The organism is Cellulosimicrobium sp. BMG9.22, assembly GCF_059159975.1.
In genome coordinates this window covers 325,135-348,100 of the sequence record NZ_JBZGBY010000001.1, presented here as the reverse complement: position 1 = coordinate 348,100, position 22,966 = coordinate 325,135, and the positions used below count along the sequence as shown (strand labels likewise).

Here is a 22,966-nt window from a genome sequence, read left to right as displayed (position 1 = left end):
GCTCGACCGGCACCTGCAGCTCGGTGACGCGGTAGCCGTCGGCGACGAGCCGGTCCATGTCACGCGCAGGCCAGCGCGCCGAACGGTACCGCCACCTCCGTGGTGACGGGTTCGCCGTCGATCATGGCCGACGCGGTCACCGACGCCTCGCCGGCCTCGACCGACGTGCCGCGCACCGCGAACGACTGGTACGCGTTGGCCCCCGGTGCCACGGCGGTGAACGCCTTGGTCCCGGACGGCGTGGTGAGCGTGATGTCCGCCGGGACGTCCTCGCCGTTGGCCGCCCGGACGGCCACGTAAGCCCTGCCCGCAAGACAGCGGGCGTCGGCGGTGACGGTCACGTCGAGCGCGGGCTCGTCGCGCGGCGGCGCGAGCACGACGGAGGGGACGACCTGCTTGTCGACGAGCGGGCTCTCCCAGCGCAGGACGGCGCGGGCGCCGCCGAGGTTCTGGAACAGCTCCATGCGGACGTCGTACGACTCGCCGGCCTCGAGTCGGATCGCGCGGGACGGGAGCTCCTCGTGCGCGCCGACGGCCCACCGCTCGACGACGAGCTCGCCGTCGATCCACAGGCGCACGCCGTCGTCGGCGTGGACCCAGAACGTGTAGTCGTCGGAGATCTCCGGGGTGACCGTCCCGGTCCAGCGCACCGTGGCGCGATCCCCCTGCCCGGTCAGGTCGGTCAGGCGCGGAACGAGGTTCGGGAAGTCGACCGTCTCGTCGACGACGCTCGCCCGCAGGTCCTCGAACGACCAGGCGGGCTCCGCGGACACGAAGTACTCGCCCAGGAGCCCGGCTCCCGGGTCCGGCGCGAGCGCGGCCTGCGCGCTGTCGGACGTCGCCCGGTCTCCCAGGATCGCGTCCGCGACGAGCTCGCCGCGCGTCGCGCCGCCGGGCGTGCGGCCCACGGCCCACGTGACCGTGACCTCCTCGCCCGCGGCGAGCGGCCCGACGTCCTGCACGCGGTCCGTGACGTCCCAGCCCGTCGGGGCGGTCAGCCGCACCTCGGCCTGCTCGACGGCCTCGGCGGAGGTCACGGTCGCCGTGACCTCCGCGTCACCGGTGGTCGGGAACGACGCCGGCGCGTCGAGCGTGACGGAACCAGGGCGGCCTTCCGGCAGGAGGTCCGCGACGTCGATCGCCGCGGCCATCGCGCGGTAGCCCGCGGGTCCGGGGTGCAGGCCGTCGCCCGAGTCGTAATCCGGACGCGCGCGCGACGGGTCCGCCGGGTCTCGGACGGCGGCGTCGAAGTCGACGACCGCGTCGAACGCGTCCGTCGTGCGGATCCAGTCGTTGACCGCCTGGCGGATGCCCTCGGTCCGGGGCCCGAACTCTCCCCAGCCCTTGAAGGGGGTGAGGGTGGCTCCGACGACGCGGACGCCGTCGGCGTGCCCCTGCTCGGCCATGTCCGTGAGGGCGTCGATGAGGCGCTGCGTGTACGCGGCGTCGTCGCCCTGCGCGTCCTGCGCCGCGACGCGCACGTCGTTGATGCCGAGCATGATGATGGCGGTCGTCGGCTCGTGGGAGAGCACGTCGCGGGCGAACCGGTTCGGCCCCGCCTGGCCGGCGCCGTCCTGGTCGACGAGGAGCCGGTTGCCGCCGATGCCGGAGTTCACGATGCCGAGCCGCGAGGAGGCCGGAAAGTCCTCCATGCGTCTCGCGAGCTGGTCGATCCAGCGGTCGTCCTGCCCGAACGTCGCGCCCGACCCGTCGGTGATCGAGTCGCCGAACGCGACGAGGGTGCCCGCGGCGTCGTGCCCCGCCACCTCGACGGCAGAGACGACGTAGCCCGAACCGTCCTGCGAGGTGAACGGGGACGCGTCCGTGGCGTCGGCGGCGTCGACCCCGTTCGCCCAGTACGTCGTGTGGTTGGCACCGTCGTGCTTGTCGATGGTCGACCCGGACTGCGGGAGGTAGGTCGTGACGTGCAGGTCCGTGCCGTGCGCCACGTCGACCTCCACGGCGTCGCTGCGCACCGTCTGCCCTGCCGGGACCGTCACCGACTCCTCGCCGCCGAACGTGACGGTCTGCACCGACCCGGGCACCGCGCTCGCCGCACCCTTCGAGGTCGGCAGGGAGACGGTGGTCCGGTCCACGACGAGCGGGATCGTGCTGAACGTGTTCGAGAGCGTGACCCGGACCGCCGACCCACCTGTGCTCAGGTGCGCGGTGCTGCGGATCGTGCACGGCGCGCACGAGCCACCCACCGAGTGCGCCATGGCCGTCCCCCAGGCCCCGACCCAGTCTGGCGCGGCCGCCAGCGTCCGGACCGACGACTCCTCCGTCACCGACGCCGGGCCGCCCGCGAGAACGGGGTGCGTCGGACCCGCGAGGGCCGGCGGACCGACGAGCGCCAGTGCGAGAGTCGCGCCGAGTGCCGCGGCCGCCAGGCCGCGCCGCCTCGTTCGTCGTGCGAGCCGTCGTCGGTGCAGGTGCATCGGGGTGGTCCTCCTCGTCGAGAGATCACGTCGCCGCCAGCGCCCGGGTCCTCCGTGACCCGTCGCTGCAGGGCGGTGCCACGGTATCCCTCACATGACCGAGGGGCCACTTGTGCCGGACGATGAGCAGAAGCTGTAGACACGTCGCTAGAACGAGCGCTAGCGTTGCCAGCGTTGTCATCGACGGGGACGGCAAGGAACGCGCAGGGCTTCGCCTCCGTCGGACCGATGAGATCGACCGGCGAAGGAGCAACGATGCTCGATCAGACAGGCCTGGCGGTACACCGCCGCGTGAGGCGCGACATCACGTCGGCCCGCCGCGAGGAGAACCGGCCATGACCGAGACCCCGAACGCCTTCGGGCGTCGCAGCTTCCTACGCGCGTCCGCGCTCGGGGCCGCCGTCGTCGCGGTCCCCGTGAGCGTCCCGACGGTCGCGCACGGCGCCGTCGCGCACGGCGCCGTCGCGCACGGCGCCGTCGCTCACGGTGTCTCGACGGCGGCGACGGCGCACGCGCAGCAGCCGAGGTACCAGATCCGTCCGGTGGACATGAGCAAGACGTACGTGAACCCCGTGGCCCTGCCGTCGATGGACGTGCGCAGGGAGCCGAGCACGATGTCGTCCACGGACGCCGGGATCGGCGACACGACGCGCATCCGGGAGATCCTGGCGAAGGAGAAGTGGACGGCGGCGGACGGGCGGGACATCCTCGGGCCGTCGAAGGACGGGTTCCGGCTCGTCATCAACAACTCCGTGCGCACCGTCGCCGACTTCTCGGCGGTCAACTACGACGGCACCATCTACGTCTACTGCTCCGGCAACATCCAGGACGACGGGAACCGCAGGCTCTACTCCACCCGGGACTACGTCGCCTGGGAACAGCACGAGATGAACGTCGGGCCCGTGGCCCCGACGGCGGTCCGCGTCGGAGACAAGTACTACCTCGCCGGGAACAGCACGCCCGTCTACGTCGCGGACTCCCCGACGGGTCCGTGGACCGAGCTCGGCCCGTTCGTGCGTCCGGACGGTTCGACCTTCGGCGCCGGGGACGTCCAGTTCTTCCTCGACGACGACGGCAGGCTGTACCTGACGTGGAACATCGGCGCCCCGCTCATGGCCGCCGAGCTCGACCCGAACGACCCCCGCCGTCTCGTCACCGAGCCGGTCGTCATCGTCGACTTCGACCCGTACCAGGAGTGGATGCACTTCGGCGACAACAAGCAGGCGTACAACTTCGGCTACGTCGAGGCCCCACAGATCTTCAAGGTGGGCGACCACTACTACATCGCGGTCGCCTCCGGAGGCACCGAGCACACGACCTACTCCACCGGGATCTACAAGTCGACCGAGGGCCCGCTCTCGGGCTACCGGCTGCAAGCGGACAACCCGATCGGTCGCCAGGTCGGCAGCAACCACCCGAGCGCCTTCTACCCCGACGCGGGCCACGGCAGCTTCGTCCAGGACGACGCCGGCAACCTCGTGTTCTTCTACACCTACGTGATCGCCCACGAAGGCGGCCTGGAGCGGCGCATGGGCATGGACCTGTGCGAGATCGACGACGACGGCAACATCTCCTGCACGCTGACCAACACCCCTCAGCTGGCCCCGAACGCGCCGCGGCCGGCCGGCAACCTCAGCGGAGACGCGGGCCTGTACAACCTCGCGACCAACTCGCAGGCGTACTGGGCCAGCAGCTACGCACCGGGTCGCACGCCCTACTACGCGACCGACCGATCCCTCGGCACCTGGTGGGAACCGGCGGACGGCGTCGACGGTTCGTTCGGGATCGCGGGCAGCATCGCCACGCACGTCCAGGCGATCACGGCCAGCGCAGAGAACTCGCCCGACGAGGTCGCGGCCCACCTCAACGACCTCGATCCGGGCAGCAAGTGGCTTGCCTTCGCCAGCACCGGCTGGGTGCAGTACCGCCTCGACACGCCGACCGCCGTCGTCGCCTACGCGCTGACCAGCGGCAACGACGAGCCCGGCCGCGACCCCAAGAGCTGGACGCTGCAGGGGTCGGACGACGGCACGACCTGGACGCCGCTCGATACCCAGACCGACGAGATGTTCGCCGACCGGGCGCAGACGAGGCACTACGCGGTCGCGAACCCCACGCCCTACCTCTACTACCGGCTGGACGTCACCGCCAACAACGGCGCGACCCTCACCCAGCTGGCCGAGCTGCAGCTCTCCAGCGACCTCAACGGCCCGGTTCCGTCGCGCGGCGGCGAGTCGCCCACCTTCATCGTCGGCCTGAGCAACCCGTACTACGTGTCCGCGGTGCAGATCCAGTGGAAGGAGCTGGGGTTCGACTTCACGTCCGCGAACGCCGTGAAGTTCCTTCTCGAGTACCGCGACATCGAGAACAACCGGTGGGCGACGCTGGTCGACAAGCGGGACAACACCACGGCCCTCCCGATCGACTACATGACCTTCGACACCGTCCTCACCCACGCGGTGCGCGTGACGATCGTGGGCACGACGGAGAACATCAGGGTCGGCATCCAGGAGCTGGGCGTCTTCGGGGAGAACTACACCCTGGCGGCCGCCAAGGGCATGCTCGACCTCTCGCACCCAGGCCCCGGCGAGCCGCTCGAGTACTCCGTCGAGGCGCAGGTGCGCCGGATCGGCTCACGGGACCACGTCGCCGCGCGCGTGCTCAACGAGGGCGACACCGCTCAGGACATCACGATCGAGACGAGCTTCGGGAGCAAGACGTACCCCGACGTCGGCCCGGGCAAGAACGCCTACCAAGCCTTCGACATGCGCGGCGCCAGCACACCCGGTGACGTCGTCGTCACGGTCAGCACTGAGCGAGACGGCCAGACGGTCACCGACCGGACGGTCGTCCCGGTCGAGGCGACCCGCTGACGCCTCGAGACCCCCCGGTGTGCGGGGGATCCCGTCGCCCGCACGCCGCCGGGGGTGGGAGCAGATGACGGGTAGCCCTGACGGACGTCAGGCGCGCTCATGCTCAGCATCCCCCTCGGTACCCGCCGGCAGCTGCCGCGCCCCCGCGCGCCGTTCGCGTGCGGCGCTCCTCTGATGTCATGTGCCGGCTCCGATTGTCGTCGCCACAGTGTGGCGGTCGCGCTCATCGAGCTCGGCTGAGCCGCATGCCGCTGCCTCCGCCGTCCAGCAGCGGCATCAGACCCTCCATCAGCGCCTGGTACCCCGCGCTCGCGTTGTGGGCGGCGAGCGAGGCCTCGTCGGCCCACTCCTCCAGCAGCACGATGTGGGTGGGGTCGTCGAGGTCGGTGAGCAGCTCGTACTGAAGGCAGCCGGCCTCGGCTCTGGTCGGCTCGACGAACTGCCGGACGAGCGCACGCGCCGCGGCCGCGTTCTCCGGTGCCGTCGAGGCCTGGACGAGCATGATGATCGACGTCGCGTCGGTGGTTCCCGTTGACATGGTGGTCTCCGTCTCTGACCGGCCAGGTGCCGGTCACCGGTACGCTAAACGCTGACGTCAACGTCAGAGGCAAGGGAGGGCGACCGCGTCACGGCGCGGAGCGAAACGCCGTCTCGTCGACGGGGAGTGGGAGATGGATCGGATGCGTATCGGCGACGTGGCACGCCAGAGCGGAGTGAGCGTGCGAGCGCTGCGGTACTACGAGGAGCACGGTCTGCTTCAGTCAGGCCGCTCGGCGTCCGGACAGCGCACGTACGACCCGTCTGCCGTCGCTCGGGTCGGGCTCATCCAGCAGCTCTACGCGGCCGGGCTCACGAGCTCGGGCATCCTGCGTCTCCTGCCGTGCATCGAGGCGGGAGAGTCCACTCCGGAACTCGTCGCCGAGCTGTGGGTGCAGCGTGAGCAGCTCCGCGCACGGATCAGCCAGCTCGAGGACACCGTCAGACGGCTCGACGCGGTCATCGACGTGGCCCTGCACCCGCGGTCGGACTGCACGCTCGCCCCTGCTCCCGCCAGGCATTGACGGGCCGACGTGGGTTCCCATGCGCGGGGGAACGTGTTGCGGGTGCTACATCCGGCTCAGCCAGCGTTCTGTCCCGACGCGGGGCCCGTCGGTGAACAGCGTCGCGACCGCCTCGGCGTAGTCCTGCGCGAACTGTTCTCCCGCGTCGGCCTCGGAGAACAGCTCTGCCTCACGGCCGAAGGTCAGCGGATCGGTTTCCAGGTCCGAGGCGGCCTGTTCCAGTGCCGTGCGACGGCGATCGGGGTGCAGGGGGATGCCGTTGCCTTGGAGCGACGACCACACGGCGTGGGCCCAGTGCGCCGCGACGAGCGCGGCGACGGCGACGGGGCGGCCGTGGGCGAGGTTGTCCCGGACGGCGGGGAGGATGAACAACGGGATGCGGTCGCTGGCATCGGAGCGCAGGCGGTCGACGGTGTCGCGTACGTGCGGGTTGCTGAACCGCTCGACGAGGGACGTGGCATAGGCCGGCACGTCGATGCCCGGCACCGGAGGCACGGCCGGGGCTGCCTCATCGAGGTAGGCGCGCAGGGTCGCCGCGACGAGCGGGTCGCGCATCGCTTCGTCGACGTAGGTGTACCCCAGCAGCACGGCGAGGTGGGCCAGGGCTTGGTGTCCGCCGTTGAGGAGGCGCAGCTTGAGCTGCTCGTAGGGGTCGACGTCCGGCACGACCTGCACGCCGACGGTCTCGAACGGTGGGCGACCGGCGCAGAAGGAGTCCTCGAGCACCCATTGCAGGTACGGCTCGCAGACCACCGGCCAACGATCCTCGATGTCGCGTCGCTGCCGAAGGTCCTTCCGGTCGGCGTCGGTGGTGGCGGGCGTGATCCGGTCGACCATGGAGCTGGGGAAGGTCACCTCCCGGTCGATCCACGCGGCCAGCTCGGCGTCGAGGGCGGTGGAGAATCCGACGACGGCTCGCCGTGCGTGCTGGCCGTTGCCCTGGATGTTGTCGCACGACAGCACGGTGAACGGGCCGGTGCCTGCGGCTCGGCGCCGACGCAGGGCTTCGACGATGAGTGCGAAGACGGTGGTGGGCTCGTGCGGGTTGTCCAGGTCGCGGCGTACGTGAGGATCGTTCGTGTCGAACACGCCGGTGACCGGGTCGACCAGGTAGCCGCCTTCCGTGATGGTCATGGACACGATCCTGGTGGCCGGGTCGGTCAGCCGGTCCAGCACGGCCTCGGTCTGCTCGGGGGCGAACAGGTACTCGACGATCGAACCGACGACCCGGTCCTCGACGGTGCCGTCGGGGTGGCGTTCCACCAGGGTGTACAGGCCGTCCTGGGCGTCCATGACGTCCCGCATGACGGAGTCGGCGGGCAGGACGCCGACGCCGCAGATCGCCCAGTCGTGGTGACCCAGTGCCAGGAGCCGGTCGACGTAGAGCGCCTCGTGGGAGCGGTGGAATCCACCGACGCCGAGGTGCACGATGCCGACCGTCGCGGCCGTGCGGTCGTAGGCGGGTCCGGGGATGTCGGTGCGCTGAGCGGTGCCTGCGTGGAGCGTCGTCATCATGGTCCTCGTCGTGATCGGTGCGGGGGTCGGTCGGCCGTCGGCTACTGCCCGCCCATGCCCGTCGTCGCGACGCCCTGGACGATGCGGCGCTGGAAGAGCATGAACACGACGAGCAGCGGGATCGCGGCGACGACGGCGGCGGCCATGGTCTGCGCGTACTGCACGCCGTAGGCGCTCTTCACGGTCGACAGGCCCACGGGGAGCGTCATGAGCGCGGGGTCGTTCGTGACGATGAAGGGCCACAGGAAGTTGTTCCACGCGCCGATGAACACGAAGATCGCGACGGCGACGAGGATCGACCGGGACAGCGGCAGCACGATCGTCCAGAACAGCCGCCACGGCCCCGCGCCGTCGATGCGTGCGGCGTCGAGCAGCTCCTCGGGGATCGCGTCGAAGAAGCCCTTGAGGATGAAGACCATGACGGGCGCGACGACCTGCGGCAGGATCACCGCCGCGAGGGTGTCCACGAGACCGAAGGCCTGCATCTGCTGGAACAGCGGCACGATGAGGATCTGCGGCGGGACGAGGATCGCTGCGACGGTGAGCGCGAGGAGCGCCTTGCGGCCGCGGAACACGGTCCGCGAGAACGCGTAGGCGGCCATCGCGGAGATGAGCACGGTGATCGCCGTGACGAGCACCGCGACGACGGTCGTGTTCCACGTCCACCGCAGGACGTCTCCGCGCGAGAGGACCTCGACGTACGCGTCGAGCGTGAAGCCCGACGGCGGGATCCAGGTCGCGCTCGTCGCGGCGTCCGTCTCGGACTTGAGCGACGTGTCGACGCCCCAGAGGAACGGGATCAGCCACGCGGCGGCGAGGACGACGAGCGCGGCGAGCGCGAGCCCGCGGGCCCACCGGCTCGTGCCGAGCGTCAGGCGGGTCATGGCGCGGTGCTCGGCGGCGCGTGCCCGACGGCGGTCGCGCGCCGTGGTGCGTCCGTCGCCGGGCCGTCCGGTCGCCGGGGCGTCGGGGCGGTCGAGGTCGGTGGCTGTCAGGGCGGCCATGTCAGCGCTCCTTCCGGTTCGGCAGGAGCCGGACGAGGGTGAAGATCAGGATGATCGCGAAGAAGACGTACGAGATCGCCGACGCGTAGCCGAGGCGGTAGTTCGTGAACCCGGTGTCGTAGATGTACTCGAGGATCGGCCGCGTGCTGCCGTTCGGTCCGCCCGCGGTGAGCAGGTAGACCTGGTCGAAGACCTTGAGCGACGCGAGGAGCTGGAGCACGAGGATGACGCCCGTGACGCGCTTCAGCTGGGGCAGCGTGATCGAGAAGAGCCGGCGCCACCCGCCTGCGCCGTCGATCGTCGCTGCCTCGTAGAGCGTCCCGGGGATGCCCTGGAGGGCGGCGAGGTAGAGCAGGAAGTTGAACCCGACCGTCCACCAGACGGTGACCAGCGCGATCGAGAGCATCGCGACGCCCCCCTCGGTGAGCCAGCCGACCGGCGCGATCCCGAGGTTGCCGAGCCACGTGTTGAACAGGCCGATGTCGGGCTGGAAGACCCACGCGAAGATCGCCGTCACGACGGCCACCGGCAGCAGGTAGGACGCGAAGAACGACGTGCGCCACAGCCACTGGCCCGGCAGGCCGGTGTGCACGAGCAGCGCCATGACGAGGCCGACCACGACGAGCGGGACGGTCGACAGGACGGTGAAGATCACGGTGTGCCACAGCGTCTGCCACACCTGCGGGTCCGAGAACGCCTCGGCGTAGTTGGCGAGACCGATGAGCTCGTTGCCCGAGCCGGTGAGGCTGCGGTTCGTCAGGCTCGTCCACAGGCCGGACACGATCGGCCAGCCGAGGAACAGGGCCCCCGCGAGGGCGGACGGCGCCACGAACAGGTAGCCCGAGCGGTCGCGCGAGCGCAGGGTGCCACGAGGGCGGTCGGGTGCGGGGCGCGTGGCTGTGGGGCGCGTCGCGGCCCGTGCGTCGGTGGTGGGTGCGGCCGGCCGTGAGGCCCCGACACCCGGGGTGCTGGAGACGGTCATCGTCGTCCTCTCTCGTCTCAGGCCGGGTTGGGGGTCTCGAGGAAGCGGTTCATCTCGCGCAGCATCCCGTCGACCGCGCTCGTCGCCTTCGCCCGGCCCTGGAGCGCGTTGGACATGGCGTCGCACATGCGCGCCTGAAAGTCGCTCCCGGCCCCCGCGAACCACACGGGCGGGTCGAGCACGACGATGTCGCCGGCCGGCGCGTAGTCGCGCTGGGGGGACAGCTCGTCGTACTCGGGCTGGGAGAGCACCGGCTGGTACGCGGGGATGTGCCCGGCGCCCGCCCACGTGATGCTGCCCTCGGCGAGGAGGTTGGCCAGGACCCTGTACGTGGCGTCGCGGCGTGCCGGGTCGGGCGTGCCCTGGCGGGGCAGCACGAACGCGTGCGAGTCCGCGTAGTTCGCGGGTGTGCCGAACAGCGTCGGGAACGGGGCACCGCCGACGTCGGGGATCGCCGCCTGGAACGCGGGCAGCTCCCACTCGCCGGAGACGATGAGGCCCGACCGGCCGGTGACGAAGCTCGCGATGGCACCGGGGTAGTCCTGGTTCGGCGGGGCCACGGTGCCGTCGAGCATCGCCTGCATGAACTCGACGACCTCGGTCGCGGCACCCTCGTCGAGCTCGGCGGCGCGGCCGGGGGTGAGGTCGAAGCCCGCGCCGGTCTGCGCGTACAGGCCCCAGAAGAGCCGCCACGACTGCGCCGTGTCGAGCAGGTACCCGAACGCCATCCCCGTGTCGCCGGTGACCTCGGCCATCGCGCGGCCGGCGTCGAGGAACGCGTCGGTCGACGAGAGCTCGGTGAGGAGGCCGTCACCCCCGACCAGCCCCGCCTGGCCCGCGATCTCGGGGTCGTAGAACGTGATGAACGGGTGCGTGTCGAGGGGGAGCGCGTACAGCTCGCCGTCATAGGTCGCGCGCTCCCAGACCGCGGGCGCGAAGTTCTCCTCGCGGATCCCGAGGTCGGCGAGCGCACCGAGGTCGAACGGTTCGAGCAGGCCACCGGGCGCGTAGCCCGCGAGGCGCGACATGTGCATGACCGCGGCCTCCGGGGGGCGACCGCCCGACGAGGCCATGGCGAGCTTCGTGTAGTAGGCCGAACCCCATGCCAGGGTCACGGACTCGATCGACACGTCCGGGTTCGCGCGCAGCGCGGCGGCCTGCATGGACTGCATGCGCTCACCGTCCGCGCCGGAGAACAGGTCCCAGATGCGCACCAGCGTGCGGTCGCCGGCGCTCGCGCTGGGTGCACACCCCGAGAGGGTGCCGCCCAGCGCGACCGCTCCGGCGCCGAACAACGCGGCCTGGAGAAGGCCACGACGGGACAGGCCCGCTCCCCGGCGGCCGGTGCCCTCACGGGACGTGCCAGGCGGTGCAGTGCCGAGCGGGTCGTGGTGGCCCGGTCCTCGTCGCGCGGTCATCCTCGACTCCTCGCTGTGGTGCAACGTTGCGTTCTAACGTTGAACCAAGATGGACTACGTTGCCTACCGACGTCAAGTGCACCGACGGGCGACCGGTGGGACCAGAGATGGACGAGAGGGATGACGTGGGCGGACGACGCACGGACAGCGATGCTGCGGCGGCGGGCGGCGCCGAGCACGAGCCCGACGCGGTGCCAGGGCGTTCGGCGCCGGCCAAGGCGCCGGGGATCAAGGACGTCGCGGCCGCAGCCGGGGTGTCGTGGAAGACCGTCTCCAACGTCGTGAACGGGACCGGGCGGGTCGGCGAGGCGACGCGGGAGCGGGTCGAGCGCGTCATCGCCGACCTCGGGTACCGGCCGAGCCTCGCCGGTCGCCAGCTGAGGCAGGGACGCACGAACATCCTCGCGCTGGCCGTGCCGGAGATCACCTCGCCCTACTTCGCCGGGCTCGCCCACGCCGTCATCGAGGCCGCGGACGCGCGCGGTTACCGGGTCTTCATCGACGAGACCGGCGGCGACCGGACCGCCGAGGAGGCGGTGGCGCGCGGGTTCGACGTCCGCCTCATCGACGGGATCGTGTTCTCCCCGCTCGACCTGAGCCTGTCGGAGGTCGACCGGCTGCGCGGCGCCACGCCCATGGTGCTGCTCGGCGAGCGCCCCGCAGACCCGCGTGCCGGCGTCGTGCACACGGACCACGTGAGCATCGACAACGTGCTGGCCGCACGTGAGGCGACCCAGCACCTGCTCCAGAGCGGACGGACGCGGCTCGCGTTCCTCGGCGCCGAGCCGGGAGTCCCCGAGCGGTCCGGGGCGCCGCGCCTGCGCGGCTTCACGCAGGCGCTGGCCGAGGCGGGACTGTCGGTGCGGGACGAGTGGGTCCTGCCCGCGCCGTCGTTCACCCGGGCCGTGGGCGCGCGTGCCGTCGAGGACGTCCTGGCACGCCTCGGCGAGGTCGACGGGATCCTGTGCGCCAACGACCTGCTCGCACTCGGTGCGCTGCACGTCCTGCGCACGAACGGCGTGCGGGTCCCGCAGGACGTCGCCGTCGTCGGGTGGGACAACACGGAGGACGGCCGGTACGCCAACCCGACGCTGACGACGGTGGCACCCGACGTCCGGGCGATCGCGGAGCACGCCGTCGCGCGCGTCGTCGCGCAGGTGGAGGGCCTGCCCGGCGAGCCGTCGGACGCCGTCGTGCCGCACCGGCTGCTCGTGCGGGAGAGCTCGCGTCCGGTCGTCTGACCGCGCGCCAGTTCCGGGAGGTCGACGGGGAGTGGCTGGTACAACGTTGCATTTCTCGGCGGCGCGAGGTTGAATCATGGTGACCACCGATCATCGGCGACCGCGATGGAGAACGTTCATGACCCAGCCGCTGCCCCTCGACCTTCTCGACCCCCCGAGCGCACCGACGCCCGGCACGTCCGCCGGGACGACGCCGCGCCCCGAGTACCCGCGGCCCCAGGCCGTCCGTGAGCGCTGGCTCAACCTCAACGGGGAGTGGGAGTTCGAGATCGACCAGGGCGATTCCGGCCTCGAGCGCGGCCTGCGCGAGCGCCCCCTGACCGGGACGATCACCGTCCCGTTCGCGCCCGAGTCCGAGCTCTCGGGCGTCGAGAACACCGACTTCCTCGAGGCGGTTTGGTACCGCCGCGAGGTGACGATCCCGGCCGAGTGGGCCGAGGTCGGCGACGACCACCACGTGCTCCTGCACTTCGGGGCCGTCGACCACGACACGACGGTGTGGGTCGACGGAGTCGAGGTCGTGCGCCACCGCGGCGGCTTCACGCCGTTCACCGCCGACCTGCACGGGGTCGCCCGCGCCGGGGACACCGTGACCGTCGTCGTGCGGGCCCGCGACCCGCGTGACGCCGTCCAGGCCCGCGGCAAGCAGGCGACCTGGTACGCGAACACGCACTGCAACTACACGCGCACCACCGGCATCTGGCAGACGGTGTGGATGGAGCCGGTCCCGGCCGTGCACGCCCGTCGTCCGCGCATCACGCCCGACGTCGCGAGCTCGGCGTTCGACGTCGTCGTGCCGCTGTCCGCGAACCGTCGCGGCCACACCGTCACCGTCGCGGTGAGCGACGCCGACGGCGAGGTCGGGCGTGCCACCGCCCGGGCGGACCTCGACCTCGCGCCGGCGCTGCGCGTCGTCGTGCCCGCGGACCGCGTGCGCCTGTGGGGGCCGGGGGAGCCGAACCTGTACGGCGTCCTCGTCGAGATCCGCGACGCCGCGGGCGAGGTCGTCGACTCGGTGCGCTCGTACGCGGGCCTGCGGTCCGTGTCGATCGACGGCCGGTCGCTGCGCATCAACGGCGAGGCCGTGTTCCAGCGCCTCGTGCTCGACCAGGGCTACTGGTCGGAGTCGCTCATGACCGCGCCGTCCGACGAAGCCCTGGTGCGCGACATCGAGCTCGGGCTCGCCGCCGGCTTCAACGGCGCGCGCCTGCACGAGAAGGTGTTCGAGGAGCGGTACCTCTTCCACGCCGACCGCCTGGGCTATCTCGTGTGGGGCGAGTTCGGCGACTGGGGCGCCTCCGGTCAGGGCACCAAGGGCGACTACCAGCAGCCCACGGCGTCGTTCGTCGCGCAGTGGCTCGAGGCCCTCGAGCGCGACCACTCGCACCCGGCGATCGTCGGCTGGTGCCCGCTCAACGAGACGTTCCAGGACCTGCACGACCGCATGACGGTGCTCGACGACGTCACGCGCGCGATGTTCCTGGCGACCAAGCTCGCCGACCCGTCGCGGCCCGTGATCGACGCGAGCGGGTACTCGCACCGCGTCCTCGAGACCGACGTGTGGGACTCGCACCTCTACGAGCAGGACCCCGAGCGGTTCGCGGAGCTCGTGGGCGGTCTCGCCGACGGTGCGCCGTACGAGAACCGCCGCGAGGACGGGTCGGTCTGGTCGCAGCCTTACAACGGTCAGCCGTACTTCGTCAGCGAGTACGGCGGCATCTGGTGGAACCCCGAGGCGGCCGCCGCCGCAGCGGGGAACGCGCTCGGCGAGTCCTGGGGCTACGGCCAGCGCGTCGCCGACGAGGAGGAGTTCCACGCCCGCTTCGCCGGCCTCACGAACGCCCTGCTCGGCGACCCGCTCATGTTCGGCTACTGCTACACCCAGCTCACGGACGTGTTCCAGGAGCAGAACGGCATCTACCGCTTCGACCGCAGCGAGAAGCTCGACGTCGCGCGCGTGCGCGCCGTCCAGGACCAGGTCGCCGCATTCGAGACACAGGACCTGGAAGAACCCGGCACGCTCAGCTCGGACGGCACCACCGCAACTGCGTACGCATGACGGTCCAGCGCCCGTCGTGACCCTTCCCCGCACCCGCGCGTCGTGCGCGGGTGCGGGGGGCATGAGCAACAGTCACGGACCCATCAGGACCGCATCGCGGACTTCCTAGGTCGCGAGGGTGGAGCGCACCCCGACCCGTGGCGCGCGGCTGATCGTGGGGGTCGTCGATGCGCCGGCGCACCCGGTGGCGCTGAGCGTGGTCGGCGCGTCGACTGACTATTGCTCTTCGTGAAGGCTCCACACCTTCGTACTGTCAGTCCCATGACTCTGACGCTCATGTGCGGCCTGTCGTTCGCCGGGAAGAGCACGTTCGCGGGGCTCCTTGCGTCAGAGCTGTCTGCCGAGGTGATCAGCCTCGACGCCATCAATGCCGAGCGCGGGCTGGACGGTGGTCAGGGCATCCCGCTCGAAGAGTGGGCGACGACGAACGGGTTGGCGCAGACGAGCGCTGCCGAGGCCCTCGGCGCCGGACGTGACGTGATCATCGACGACACCGGGTCACCGCGGTTCGTCAGGGACCGGTGGCGCCACGTCGCTGCCGAGGCCGGTGCAGGATTCGCCCTCGTCTGGGTCCACGTCGACCTGGCGCGACAGCGTGCCAGAGTGGTGGCCAACCGCGCGGTCGGGGAACGCGGTGACGTCACGGACGACGTCCTGGTCGCGCACGCCGAGGCGTTCCAGCAGCCGGTCGACGAGGACCCGATCGTCGTCGATGCGGACGAGACCTCCGATGCTCGGCGGGTCAGCGAGGTCGCGCGCCTGATCAGGGGTCTCGAGGAACGGTGATCCAGCAAGATCGGAGGCGGTGGCTGCGTCCCCCAGTGGTCGTCCAGCTCCGACCAGGAGTCGCCGATGCCGGACATGTCGCCACGGTGGACCAGCGTCGCCGCGACGGGGACTCCCGGCAGCTCGACGACGTCGTAGCCGTCGCCCGGCTGCGGCTCCGGCTCGGCGGTGTACGAGACGTTCACCCCGAGCTCCTCGGTGCCGTCGACGGGCTCGTACCAGAAGATCGCCGGTTCGCCGGGGGGTCGCCCCGCACGGGTGAGCGCGTCGTCGAGACGTGCGACGAGCGGCCCGACGACCGGGGCGACGTGCGTCGGACCCTTCCCGGGCGCCGTCGCGCTCAGGGCATAGACGGTCACGGGCTCGATCGGGCGGTAGGTCACGGGTGCGGTCACGATGTCGTCCCTTCGTCGGTGGTGCAGTCGGCGGGCGGTTGCCCCGGTCGTGGGTGACCGCCCAGGCGCGCACGACTCATCGGTCGACCCGCGGAGGGGTACCGGCTCAGCCGAGGCCCGTGCGGAAGCCCTCGCGCCAGCTCGCGTACCGCGGCGTCCAGTCGAGCTCGCGCCGGGCCTTGGCGTTCGACGACCCGCGCACGGTGGTCATGAGCGCCGTCCCGAGCTCGCCCAGCATCGGCCGGGCGAGCCACACGGGGAGCCGCACCGGCCGCCGGCCGCCGAGCTGCTCCGCCAGGTAGGGCAGCCACTCGGCCACCGGGGCGGGGTCGTCGTCGACGACGTTGTAGATGCCCGGCGTGCCCCGCACGACGGCGGCCGCGGTCGCCGCCGCCGCGTCCTCGACATGCACGAACGACCACACCCCCGTCCCGCCGCCGACCAGCGGGAAACGCCCCCGCCGGACCATCTCGCTCATCGAGCCGGTCCGGGACACCGCGTTGCCCGGCCCGTAGAAGTTGCCGTAGCGCAGCACGACCCCCTCGATGCCGGGGGTCTGCGTCACGGCCCGCTCGAGGTGGCGGATCGCCCGCAGCGACTCCCGGCCCTCCTGGCCCGGGTCGTCGACCAGGGGGTCGTCCTCCGTCTTGACCCACCCTCCGGTGCGCTCGTTGGGCCAGGTCGTGTAGCTCTGCGCGACGAACCGGCGGACCCCGGCCGCCCGCGCGGCGGCGAGCAGGTGGTCGGTGCCCTCCGTCCGCAGGCGGTTGGTCGTGGCGAAGTCGACGTCGAACCTCTTCGGGTTGCCCGTCATCGCCGCGAGTGCCGTGAGCTGGTGCACGACGACGTCGGGCCGGGCGTCCTGGACCGCACGCCGCACGTCGGCGGGGTCGAGCGCGTCCATGACGACGCCGGTCGCACCCTGTGCGGCCAACCGTGCGACACCCTCGGAGGTCCTGGTCGTCCCGCTCACCTCGTGCCCGTCGTCGAGCAGACGGCGGACCAGGTGGGTCCCCAGCGCACCCGTGGCGCCGGCGATGAAGACTCGCATGTCGTTCTCCCTTCGTCCTCCCGTCCGACGAGACAGCTGTCCTCCCTGTGACACCCCTGCCCTCGGGTGTCGTGGTTGGATCGGGACGTGACCGCCCTCGCGGAGCTCCACGACGACCTCCGACCGCTCATGTTCTCCATCGCCTACCGGATGCTGGGCAGCGTGGCGGAGGCCGAGGACGTGGTCCAGGAGGCGTTCCTGCGGATGCACCGCGCGGGACCGGACGGCCTGTCCGTCGACAATCCCGAGGCCTACGCCACGACGGTCACGACTCGGCTGGCGATCGACACGCTCCGCTCGGCCCGGGTCCGCCGGGAGCAGTACGTCGGGCCCTGGCTGCCCGAGCCGCTCCTCGCCTCCGCCGAACGTGCCGACTCCGACCCGGCGCACCGCGTCGTGATGGACGAGACGGTGTCGACCGCGTTCCTCGTGCTCCTGGAGTCGCTCAGCCCGGTCGAGCGCGCGGTCTTCGTGCTGCGCGAGGCGCTCGGGTACGACTACCCGGCGGTCGCGGCCGTCGTCGGCAAGAGCGAGGCGAACTGCCGGCAGATCCTCGCGCGTGCGAGGAAGCACGTCGACGCCCGTCGACCCCGGTCCGACACGTCCCGGGCGGACCGGGAGAGGACGGCGGCCCTGTTCGTCGCCGCCGTCACGGCGGGGGACGTCGTCGGTCTCGAGCGTCTGCTCGCCGCCGACATCGTGTTCACCGGCGACGGCGGCGGCCGCGCCCCGGCGATCCGTTCCCCGCTGGTCGGCGCGGTGCCCGTCGCGCGGTTCCTGCTGGGCCTGGTGCGGCAGGGCGAGCGCCTCCACATGGCGATCGACCTCGGGGAGGCGAACGGGCAGCCGGCGCTGCTCGTGCGGAGCGCGGACGGACACCTGCTGTGCGTGATGTCCGTCGACGTCGCCGACGGGCACGTCGTCGCGCTGCACAACCAGCTCAACCCCGACAAGCTCCGGCACGCCGGCCCGGTCGGCGACCTGACCGCACTCCTGCGGCACGACGCCTGACGCAGGCGGGAGAGCGCCGGCTAGACCTCTGTCGATACATGCTTCGCATCGGTGTAACCTGAGGTGGTAAAACAAGTGGTAGGGAGGGTGGCCTGATGGCTCTCGGAGCAATGGTCGACGCGCACGCGCGCTCGATCCGTATGGACATCCACGAGGTCGTGCGACGCCTGAACACACACCTGGGCGCAACCGCGGTCGCGGCGCTCGCGGGAAGCCGTGACAGCAAGCTTCCCTACCGGTGGGCGAAGGCGACCGAGCCGGGCCAGAGCGCCCAGGACCGGATCTACACGGCCCACCGTGTGTGGGTGGTGATCGCCGACGCCGAGTCCGACCACGTGGCACGCACGTGGTTCCTCGGGAACAACCCGATCCTGGGTGAGACCTCACCGGTGCTCGCGCTGCGCGAGGGTCGCACCAAGGAAGTCACTGAGGCAGCCGAAGCCTTCGTCACCGGCGCATGGCACGACTGAACGAGGGTTCGCCCGTTGCGGAGCCGCGAGCAGCGGGCGAGCTGCTCCCTGACGTCGCCGCCATCCCGAAGGTCCTGTGGCGGGTTCATAAGACGTCCTACGGGCCCTTGAATCCGCCTCCACGATCAGGTCCACCGAACAAGGCCTGGAGCCGGTTCGACCTGCGCGGCTGGGCCACCCTGTAAGGAGCCGCGAACCGAGTCGGCGCCTACATGGAAGCCCTCGCCTACGCCGAATTCGTCCCCCTTCCGCTTGCGGACCTGTTCGACGACAAGGACCCCGAACCGGTCGATCAGCAGTGGGAACGGCTTGGGCACATGCCGACACGGTCGGTCCCCCGCCAGTGGCGCGACGTCCGCACCATGAGTTCCTTCCAGCGCCTCAACGCCGGTCATGTCGTCGACATCGCTTCCAGCAACTCGCTGGCATACCTGCGGGCAACGGCAGAGCAATGGGCTCCGCGCTGGTTGCGCGACAGGCCGCTGTCGATCGACGTGTCCACCCTCACCGGCCCCCGCCGAACCGCGACCACCCGCGCGGCTTGGTGGCTCTCACGCACCGTCCTGGCAGACGGATCCCTACCGGTCGGCATCGCCTACCCTTCCCGCCACGGCGCAGACCTCCAGTGCTACGCCCTCTGGGTCGACCTCGACCGCCACGGCCCCGAGGTCACCATCGCCGAAGCGGTCAGTACCGAGTACAAGGTGCTGTCCCACGAAGCGATCGAGCTCACCGACACTGCACTACGCACAGCCCAGAACCACCTGGGCCTCCACCTGCACTGAGCCGTGCGGCATCCTCACGTCCAGACCTGGGCTTCACTCACCGGGCGGAGCTCGCCGCGCTCACGCCGCTCCGACCGCTGATCCGTGGCGTCCGTGAACTGGATGACTGCCTCACCCTCGTACCTGATGGTGCCCCGAGGACGGATGCGCTCGCTGCGGGTCGGGGCAATCGCCGGAAGATCAAAGATCTCTGTCCGCTGGGCCCCGTTCGGGCCCTTCTCCCAGTACTGAACCCTCACGTCGAAGATCGGCTGCGACGATCCATTGACGACGGCCAGCATCCGCACCGCGAGCGGGGGTAGGCCTTGGTCGTCCCGTTCATCCTCGGGTGCGCCCTCTCGGTAGAAGATCCACGCTGCCACCGCTCGGGCCTGCGCCTCGCGCTTCTCCTTCGCCGCCGCCTCTTCGAGCGCGGTCACGCGCGCCTCAGCCGACTGCCGGTCCGTCCGCGCTCGAAGCGCGATCGACAACGCAACGAGCACCGCGGCGAGAGCGCTCAACCCACCGACCCACTCCCCAGCGGTGCCCCACTGAACGTCCTCGAACGCCGCCACGATCTGCTCCATGATGCGAAGCGTAGAGAGACCGACCAGCCCCGGCGGTCGAATACCGTGGGGTGGCGTCAAACGGTCCCGGGATACTGCCGCTGTGACCGCACCGCAAACCTCTCCCTCACACCCGCCGCTAGACGCCCAGCGGTCCGCGCACGACCGAGTCGCCGGAGTGCGCGGGGTCGCCGTCGAGAGGCTCCTCCGACACGTCGACCACGGGGAACTGCGCGAGGTCCAGCCCGTCCGGGAGGTCGAACGTGCCCTCCGTGCTCTCGAGCACGCCGAGGCTGACGAGGCCGCTGAGGTCCTCGGCGAGGAGCCAGACCTCGCGATAGGTGCCCTCGGGCGCGGGCGCGTCCACCGTCACGACGACCTGCCGTCGGCCGTCGGGACGCTCCTCGACGCGCGCTTCTCCGCTCGCACCCTCCCAGTCCGGCAGGGCGTCGAGCGTCGCCGTGGCGACCGTCGTCTCGGGCAGTACCGGCGGTGCCGACTCCCGGCGCTCCCAGAGCACGCCGCCGACCGCGCCCACGACCAGCGCGCACGCCGCGGCGGCGGGCGCCACCCACCGGCTCCGGCGGCGCGGCGCGATCGGGACCACCACGCCCGGCCTGTCCTCGTCGGGTGCGCGCGGTGGTGCCGCCGCGGGGGTCGGGCCGGCGTCGAGCGTGGCCGGGACGGCGTCGAGCGTGGCGGGGACGCGCGTGAGCCCGAGGTCCGCGTGGACCCGCGCCCAGACGTCGGGGGGCGGCGCCACGAGCACGTCCGACTCGTCCGCGCCGTCGAACGCCTTGACCACGCTGCCGAGTTCGGCGACGGTCGCGGCGCACACCGCGCACGAGGCGAGGTGGACGCGCGCGGCGTCGTCGAGCACGTCCTCGCCGAGCGCGAGGAGCGCGAGGGTCTCGTCATCGATGTGCTGCACCGTCCACCTCCAACCGGTCGCGCAGCCTGATCAGGCTTCGTCGTACGTGGGACTTGACCGTACCGAGCGGCAGGTCCAGCTCCTCCGCGATCTGCACGTGCGTCAGGTCACGGAAGAACGCGAGCTCGAGGATCGTGCGCCCCGGGTCGCCGAGCCGCCGCAGCTCGTCGCTCAGGAGCACGCGGTCCGCGACGCGCCCGACGTCGGCGTCCTCGTGCACCGTCCGTCCTGGGTTCGGAGCGGACGCCGCGGCGGCGTGCTCCGACCGCCGGACCCGGGAGCGGGCCTCGTGCGCGTCCGCGACCGTGTGCCGCGTGATCCCGACGAGCCATGCAGGCAGGCGCGCGCGGTCGGGGTCGAACCGGGACCGGCCGCGCCAGGCGGCGACGAACACCTGCTGGGTCACGTCCTCGGCGTCGGCGCGCGCCCCGAGCGAGCGGATCGCGATCGTGTGCACGAGCGCGGACCACCGCCGGTACGCCTCGGCGAGCGCCTGCTCGTCACCGTCGGCGAAGTCGCGACCGAGACGCCACAGGTCCGGGTCGGGGGTCCCGGTGTCGGTGGGGTTCAGAGTGCGTCCTCGGGGGTCGGCGCCGGCCGCCCTGGCGGCAGCGGCGAGCGGGTAGCAGCGATCGTAGGCGCACCGGCCAGGTCCTGCCCGTCCGGGGTGCGTCCGTCCGGTCCGTGTCGGGCCGGTCCGGCCGCGGTCACCGCGCGGGCGCCGCGGTCACGACGACGTTGTCCGAGTAGGACCGTCGCTCGCCGTCCCACCGACCGCCGCACGTCACGAGCACGAGGCGGCGTTCGCCGTCGCGGTCGAAGAGCTCGTCGAGCGGGACGTCGGGCTTCGCCACGCTCCGCACGTCCGTCACTGTGTAGGTGTACGAGGTGCCCGCGGCGTCGACCACGTCGATCCGGGCGCCGGTCGTGACCTCGCGGAGCCGGGCGAAGGGCCCGACGCCGTCCAGGTCGTCCACGTGGGCCGCGACGAGCGTCGCGCCCTCGGTGCTCGCGGGTGCCGGCCCGAACCGGTACCACGCCGCGACGTCGCCGCTGCCGGGGAGCGCCATCCGCCCGTCGGGGTCGACGCCCGTGGGCTCGACCGGGAGGTCGATCCCCAGGTCCGCGACCACGACGCGCGTGGGCGCCGGTGGCGCAGGTGCTGACGCGTCCTGCGCCGGTCGGACGGGGACGTCCGCCACCGTGCCGGTCGGTCCGGCGAGGTCCGGACCTCCTGCGGCCCCCGCCCCGCCTCGGTGGGGCGCCGAGGCGGGCGGGGGGTCCGGCGTCGGGCCTGGTGGCCCCGCGGACCCGCCGGCGGGTGCCGGGGAGCACCCGCCGACGGCCGCTGCGGTGACGAGCACCGCCCCCAGGAGGGTCATGAGGCCCGGCCGTGCGCCCCGGTGCCCGGGCGCACGGCCGGGAGAGGAGGCGTGCGTCATGCCGAGCGGTCGCCCCGCCCGGTGTGCACGGCCTCACGGGCGTGCTCGCGCCACGCCCGCCCGAACATGACCGACGCGCCGACGAGGAGCAGCCCGACGAGGCACACGCCGAACGCGATGGCGACGCCCGTGAAGATGCTGTTCGGCGCCTCGGCCGCCAGGCCCGAGACCCCGGCCGGCACGCCGGAGGGCGACGAGTGGAGACCTTCGACCGTCTGCGTGGCGAGGGCGAGGTTGCCCGCCTCGAGGCTGCCCCACGCGTACGCGATCGTGTTCACGCCCTCGGCGACCGTGACGTCGGCCGGGCCGATCACCGGATCGGTCGTACCCGCGGCCGCGACCGATGCGGACACCGTCCCGGCCGGCAGGTCGAGCACGGCCTCCTTCGGGTTCTCGAGCCCGGAGACGACGGCCGCGCCGCCCGCGAGCACGTCGACGGCGGGTGCCGCGGCGACGTGCCGGACGGTGAGCCGGCCCTGGCCCGCCGCGGTCGGCTCGGTCGAGTTCGTGAAGAGCGTCGCGGTCGGCTGGCCGGCCGCGTCCAGGTGCGCGACGGCGGTGTAGTTCCCGCCCGCCTCCAGCGGCAGGTCGACCGGGCCGATGACGGGGGCGCTCGTGTCCGTCGCGTCGGGTGCGGTGATCGCGACGCTGTACGACCCGGCGGGCAGGTCGAGCGGGCCGGCGAGGTCGCCCGGCTGGAAGTCGTCGAGCGTGAGCTCGTTGTTCACCCACACGTCCACGGGGGTGTCCGGCACCCCGTGCAGGACGGACAGGGAAGCCCCGTCGGCGGTGGCGGCGTGCGCGGGAAGGGCGAACGCCCCCAGCGCGACGAGGGTGGTGGCGCCCGCGAGCGCTGCGCTGCGTCGTGCGGTGCGGTGCATGGTGTCCTCCGGTGTCTCGGCCCGGCCGGGGGCCGGGCGCTCGAGCTGTTGACACTCCCTCTTCCCCCGGGGACACCG

General features: G+C 72.0%; 20 protein-coding genes. 8 read left to right on the top strand and 12 right to left on the bottom strand.

The window, feature by feature from the left end; all coding sequences use genetic code 11:
- Positions 1-59 precede the first annotated feature (59 nt).
- Positions 60-2,438 carry a GDSL-type esterase/lipase family protein gene (locus AC4H2H_RS01590; protein ID WP_494369063.1) on the bottom strand — a complete coding sequence of 793 codons (2,379 nt, stop codon included), beginning with the start codon at positions 2,436-2,438 and terminating at the stop codon, positions 60-62.
- A 335-nt stretch (positions 2,439-2,773) separates the two neighbouring features.
- Here AC4H2H_RS01590 and AC4H2H_RS01585 point away from each other — a divergent pair, with 335 nt between their 5' ends.
- Positions 2,774-5,311, top strand: coding sequence for a family 43 glycosylhydrolase (locus AC4H2H_RS01585; RefSeq protein ID WP_494369062.1), 2,538 nt, complete (start codon positions 2,774-2,776; stop codon positions 5,309-5,311).
- 223 nt (positions 5,312-5,534) lie between these two features.
- On the opposite strand, the gene AC4H2H_RS01580 is transcribed toward AC4H2H_RS01585, so the two are convergent.
- The gene (locus AC4H2H_RS01580; protein WP_494369061.1) at positions 5,535-5,849 is read right to left on the bottom strand and encodes a putative quinol monooxygenase; all 315 of its coding nucleotides are present in this window, start codon (positions 5,847-5,849) and stop codon (positions 5,535-5,537) included.
- A 133-nt stretch (positions 5,850-5,982) separates the two neighbouring features.
- Between AC4H2H_RS01580 and AC4H2H_RS01575 the strand changes: the two genes are divergently transcribed.
- Positions 5,983-6,372, top strand: a complete 390-nt coding sequence (locus tag AC4H2H_RS01575) for a MerR family transcriptional regulator (protein ID WP_494369060.1) — start codon at positions 5,983-5,985, stop codon at positions 6,370-6,372.
- Positions 6,373-6,417: 45 nt separating this feature from the next.
- Here the strand turns inward: AC4H2H_RS01575 and AC4H2H_RS01570 are convergent, their stop codons facing one another.
- The 4 genes from AC4H2H_RS01570 to AC4H2H_RS01555 are packed head-to-tail and all read right to left on the bottom strand — an operon-like array spanning position 6,418 to position 11,291.
- Positions 6,418-7,884 carry a mannitol dehydrogenase family protein gene (locus AC4H2H_RS01570; protein WP_494369059.1) on the bottom strand — a complete coding sequence of 489 codons (1,467 nt, stop codon included), beginning with the start codon at positions 7,882-7,884 and terminating at the stop codon, positions 6,418-6,420.
- A gap of 44 nt (positions 7,885-7,928) precedes the next feature.
- Entirely contained in the window at positions 7,929-8,891 is a 963-nt protein-coding gene (locus AC4H2H_RS01565; protein WP_494369058.1) for a carbohydrate ABC transporter permease, read from the bottom strand.
- Position 8,892: 1 nt separating this feature from the next.
- A complete protein-coding gene (locus AC4H2H_RS01560) occupies positions 8,893-9,873 on the bottom strand; it encodes a carbohydrate ABC transporter permease (RefSeq protein WP_494369057.1) in 981 nt (326 codons plus the stop codon).
- 17 nt (positions 9,874-9,890) lie between these two features.
- A complete protein-coding gene (locus AC4H2H_RS01555) occupies positions 9,891-11,291 on the bottom strand; it encodes an ABC transporter substrate-binding protein (RefSeq protein ID WP_494369056.1) in 1,401 nt (466 codons plus the stop codon).
- Between the two features lie 107 nt (positions 11,292-11,398).
- Here AC4H2H_RS01555 and AC4H2H_RS01550 point away from each other — a divergent pair, with 107 nt between their 5' ends.
- The 3 genes from AC4H2H_RS01550 (at position 11,399) to AC4H2H_RS01540 (ending at position 15,377) form a co-directional block, all read left to right on the top strand.
- Complete coding sequence (locus AC4H2H_RS01550; protein ID WP_494369055.1) at positions 11,399-12,532, top strand: LacI family DNA-binding transcriptional regulator; 1,134 nt, start codon at positions 11,399-11,401, stop codon at positions 12,530-12,532.
- A gap of 118 nt (positions 12,533-12,650) precedes the next feature.
- Positions 12,651-14,591: a glycoside hydrolase family 2 protein gene (locus AC4H2H_RS01545; protein ID WP_494369054.1), complete on the top strand. Its 1,941-nt coding sequence runs from the start codon at positions 12,651-12,653 to the stop codon at positions 14,589-14,591.
- 261 nt (positions 14,592-14,852) lie between these two features.
- Positions 14,853-15,377, top strand: coding sequence for a P-loop nucleotide/nucleoside kinase family protein (locus AC4H2H_RS01540; RefSeq protein ID WP_494369053.1), 525 nt, complete (start codon positions 14,853-14,855; stop codon positions 15,375-15,377).
- Between the two features lie 501 nt (positions 15,378-15,878).
- Here AC4H2H_RS01540 and AC4H2H_RS01535 read toward each other — a convergent pair.
- A complete protein-coding gene (locus AC4H2H_RS01535; protein ID WP_494369052.1) occupies positions 15,879-16,823 on the bottom strand; it encodes an NAD-dependent epimerase/dehydratase family protein in 945 nt (314 codons plus the stop codon).
- 87 nt (positions 16,824-16,910) lie between these two features.
- Here AC4H2H_RS01535 and AC4H2H_RS01530 point away from each other — a divergent pair, with 87 nt between their 5' ends.
- The 3 genes from AC4H2H_RS01530 (at position 16,911) to AC4H2H_RS01520 (ending at position 19,089) form a co-directional block, all read left to right on the top strand.
- A complete protein-coding gene (locus tag AC4H2H_RS01530; protein ID WP_494369051.1) occupies positions 16,911-17,834 on the top strand; it encodes an RNA polymerase sigma-70 factor in 924 nt (307 codons plus the stop codon).
- Positions 17,835-17,929: 95 nt separating this feature from the next.
- Positions 17,930-18,304: a hypothetical protein gene (locus AC4H2H_RS01525; protein ID WP_494369050.1), complete on the top strand. Its 375-nt coding sequence runs from the start codon at positions 17,930-17,932 to the stop codon at positions 18,302-18,304.
- A 212-nt stretch (positions 18,305-18,516) separates the two neighbouring features.
- Positions 18,517-19,089: a hypothetical protein gene (locus AC4H2H_RS01520; protein ID WP_494369049.1), complete on the top strand. Its 573-nt coding sequence runs from the start codon at positions 18,517-18,519 to the stop codon at positions 19,087-19,089.
- Positions 19,090-19,103: 14 nt separating this feature from the next.
- On the opposite strand, the gene AC4H2H_RS01515 is transcribed toward AC4H2H_RS01520, so the two are convergent.
- From AC4H2H_RS01515 to AC4H2H_RS01495, 5 genes are all read right to left on the bottom strand, one after another.
- Positions 19,104-19,655 carry a hypothetical protein gene (locus AC4H2H_RS01515; protein ID WP_494369048.1) on the bottom strand — a complete coding sequence of 184 codons (552 nt, stop codon included), beginning with the start codon at positions 19,653-19,655 and terminating at the stop codon, positions 19,104-19,106.
- Between the two features lie 118 nt (positions 19,656-19,773).
- Positions 19,774-20,565: an anti-sigma factor gene (locus AC4H2H_RS01510; RefSeq protein ID WP_494369047.1), complete on the bottom strand. Its 792-nt coding sequence runs from the start codon at positions 20,563-20,565 to the stop codon at positions 19,774-19,776.
- The gene (locus tag AC4H2H_RS01505; protein ID WP_494369115.1) at positions 20,549-21,136 is read right to left on the bottom strand and encodes an RNA polymerase sigma factor; all 588 of its coding nucleotides are present in this window, start codon (positions 21,134-21,136) and stop codon (positions 20,549-20,551) included. Before AC4H2H_RS01505 ends, AC4H2H_RS01510 begins: the two co-directional genes overlap by 17 nt.
- 136 nt (positions 21,137-21,272) lie before the next feature.
- Positions 21,273-22,007 carry a class F sortase gene (locus AC4H2H_RS01500; protein ID WP_494369046.1) on the bottom strand — a complete coding sequence of 245 codons (735 nt, stop codon included), beginning with the start codon at positions 22,005-22,007 and terminating at the stop codon, positions 21,273-21,275.
- Positions 22,004-22,888, bottom strand: a complete 885-nt coding sequence (locus AC4H2H_RS01495) for a DUF4397 domain-containing protein (RefSeq protein WP_494369045.1) — start codon at positions 22,886-22,888, stop codon at positions 22,004-22,006. Before AC4H2H_RS01495 ends, AC4H2H_RS01500 begins: the two co-directional genes overlap by 4 nt.
- Positions 22,889-22,966: the final 78 nt, after the last annotated feature.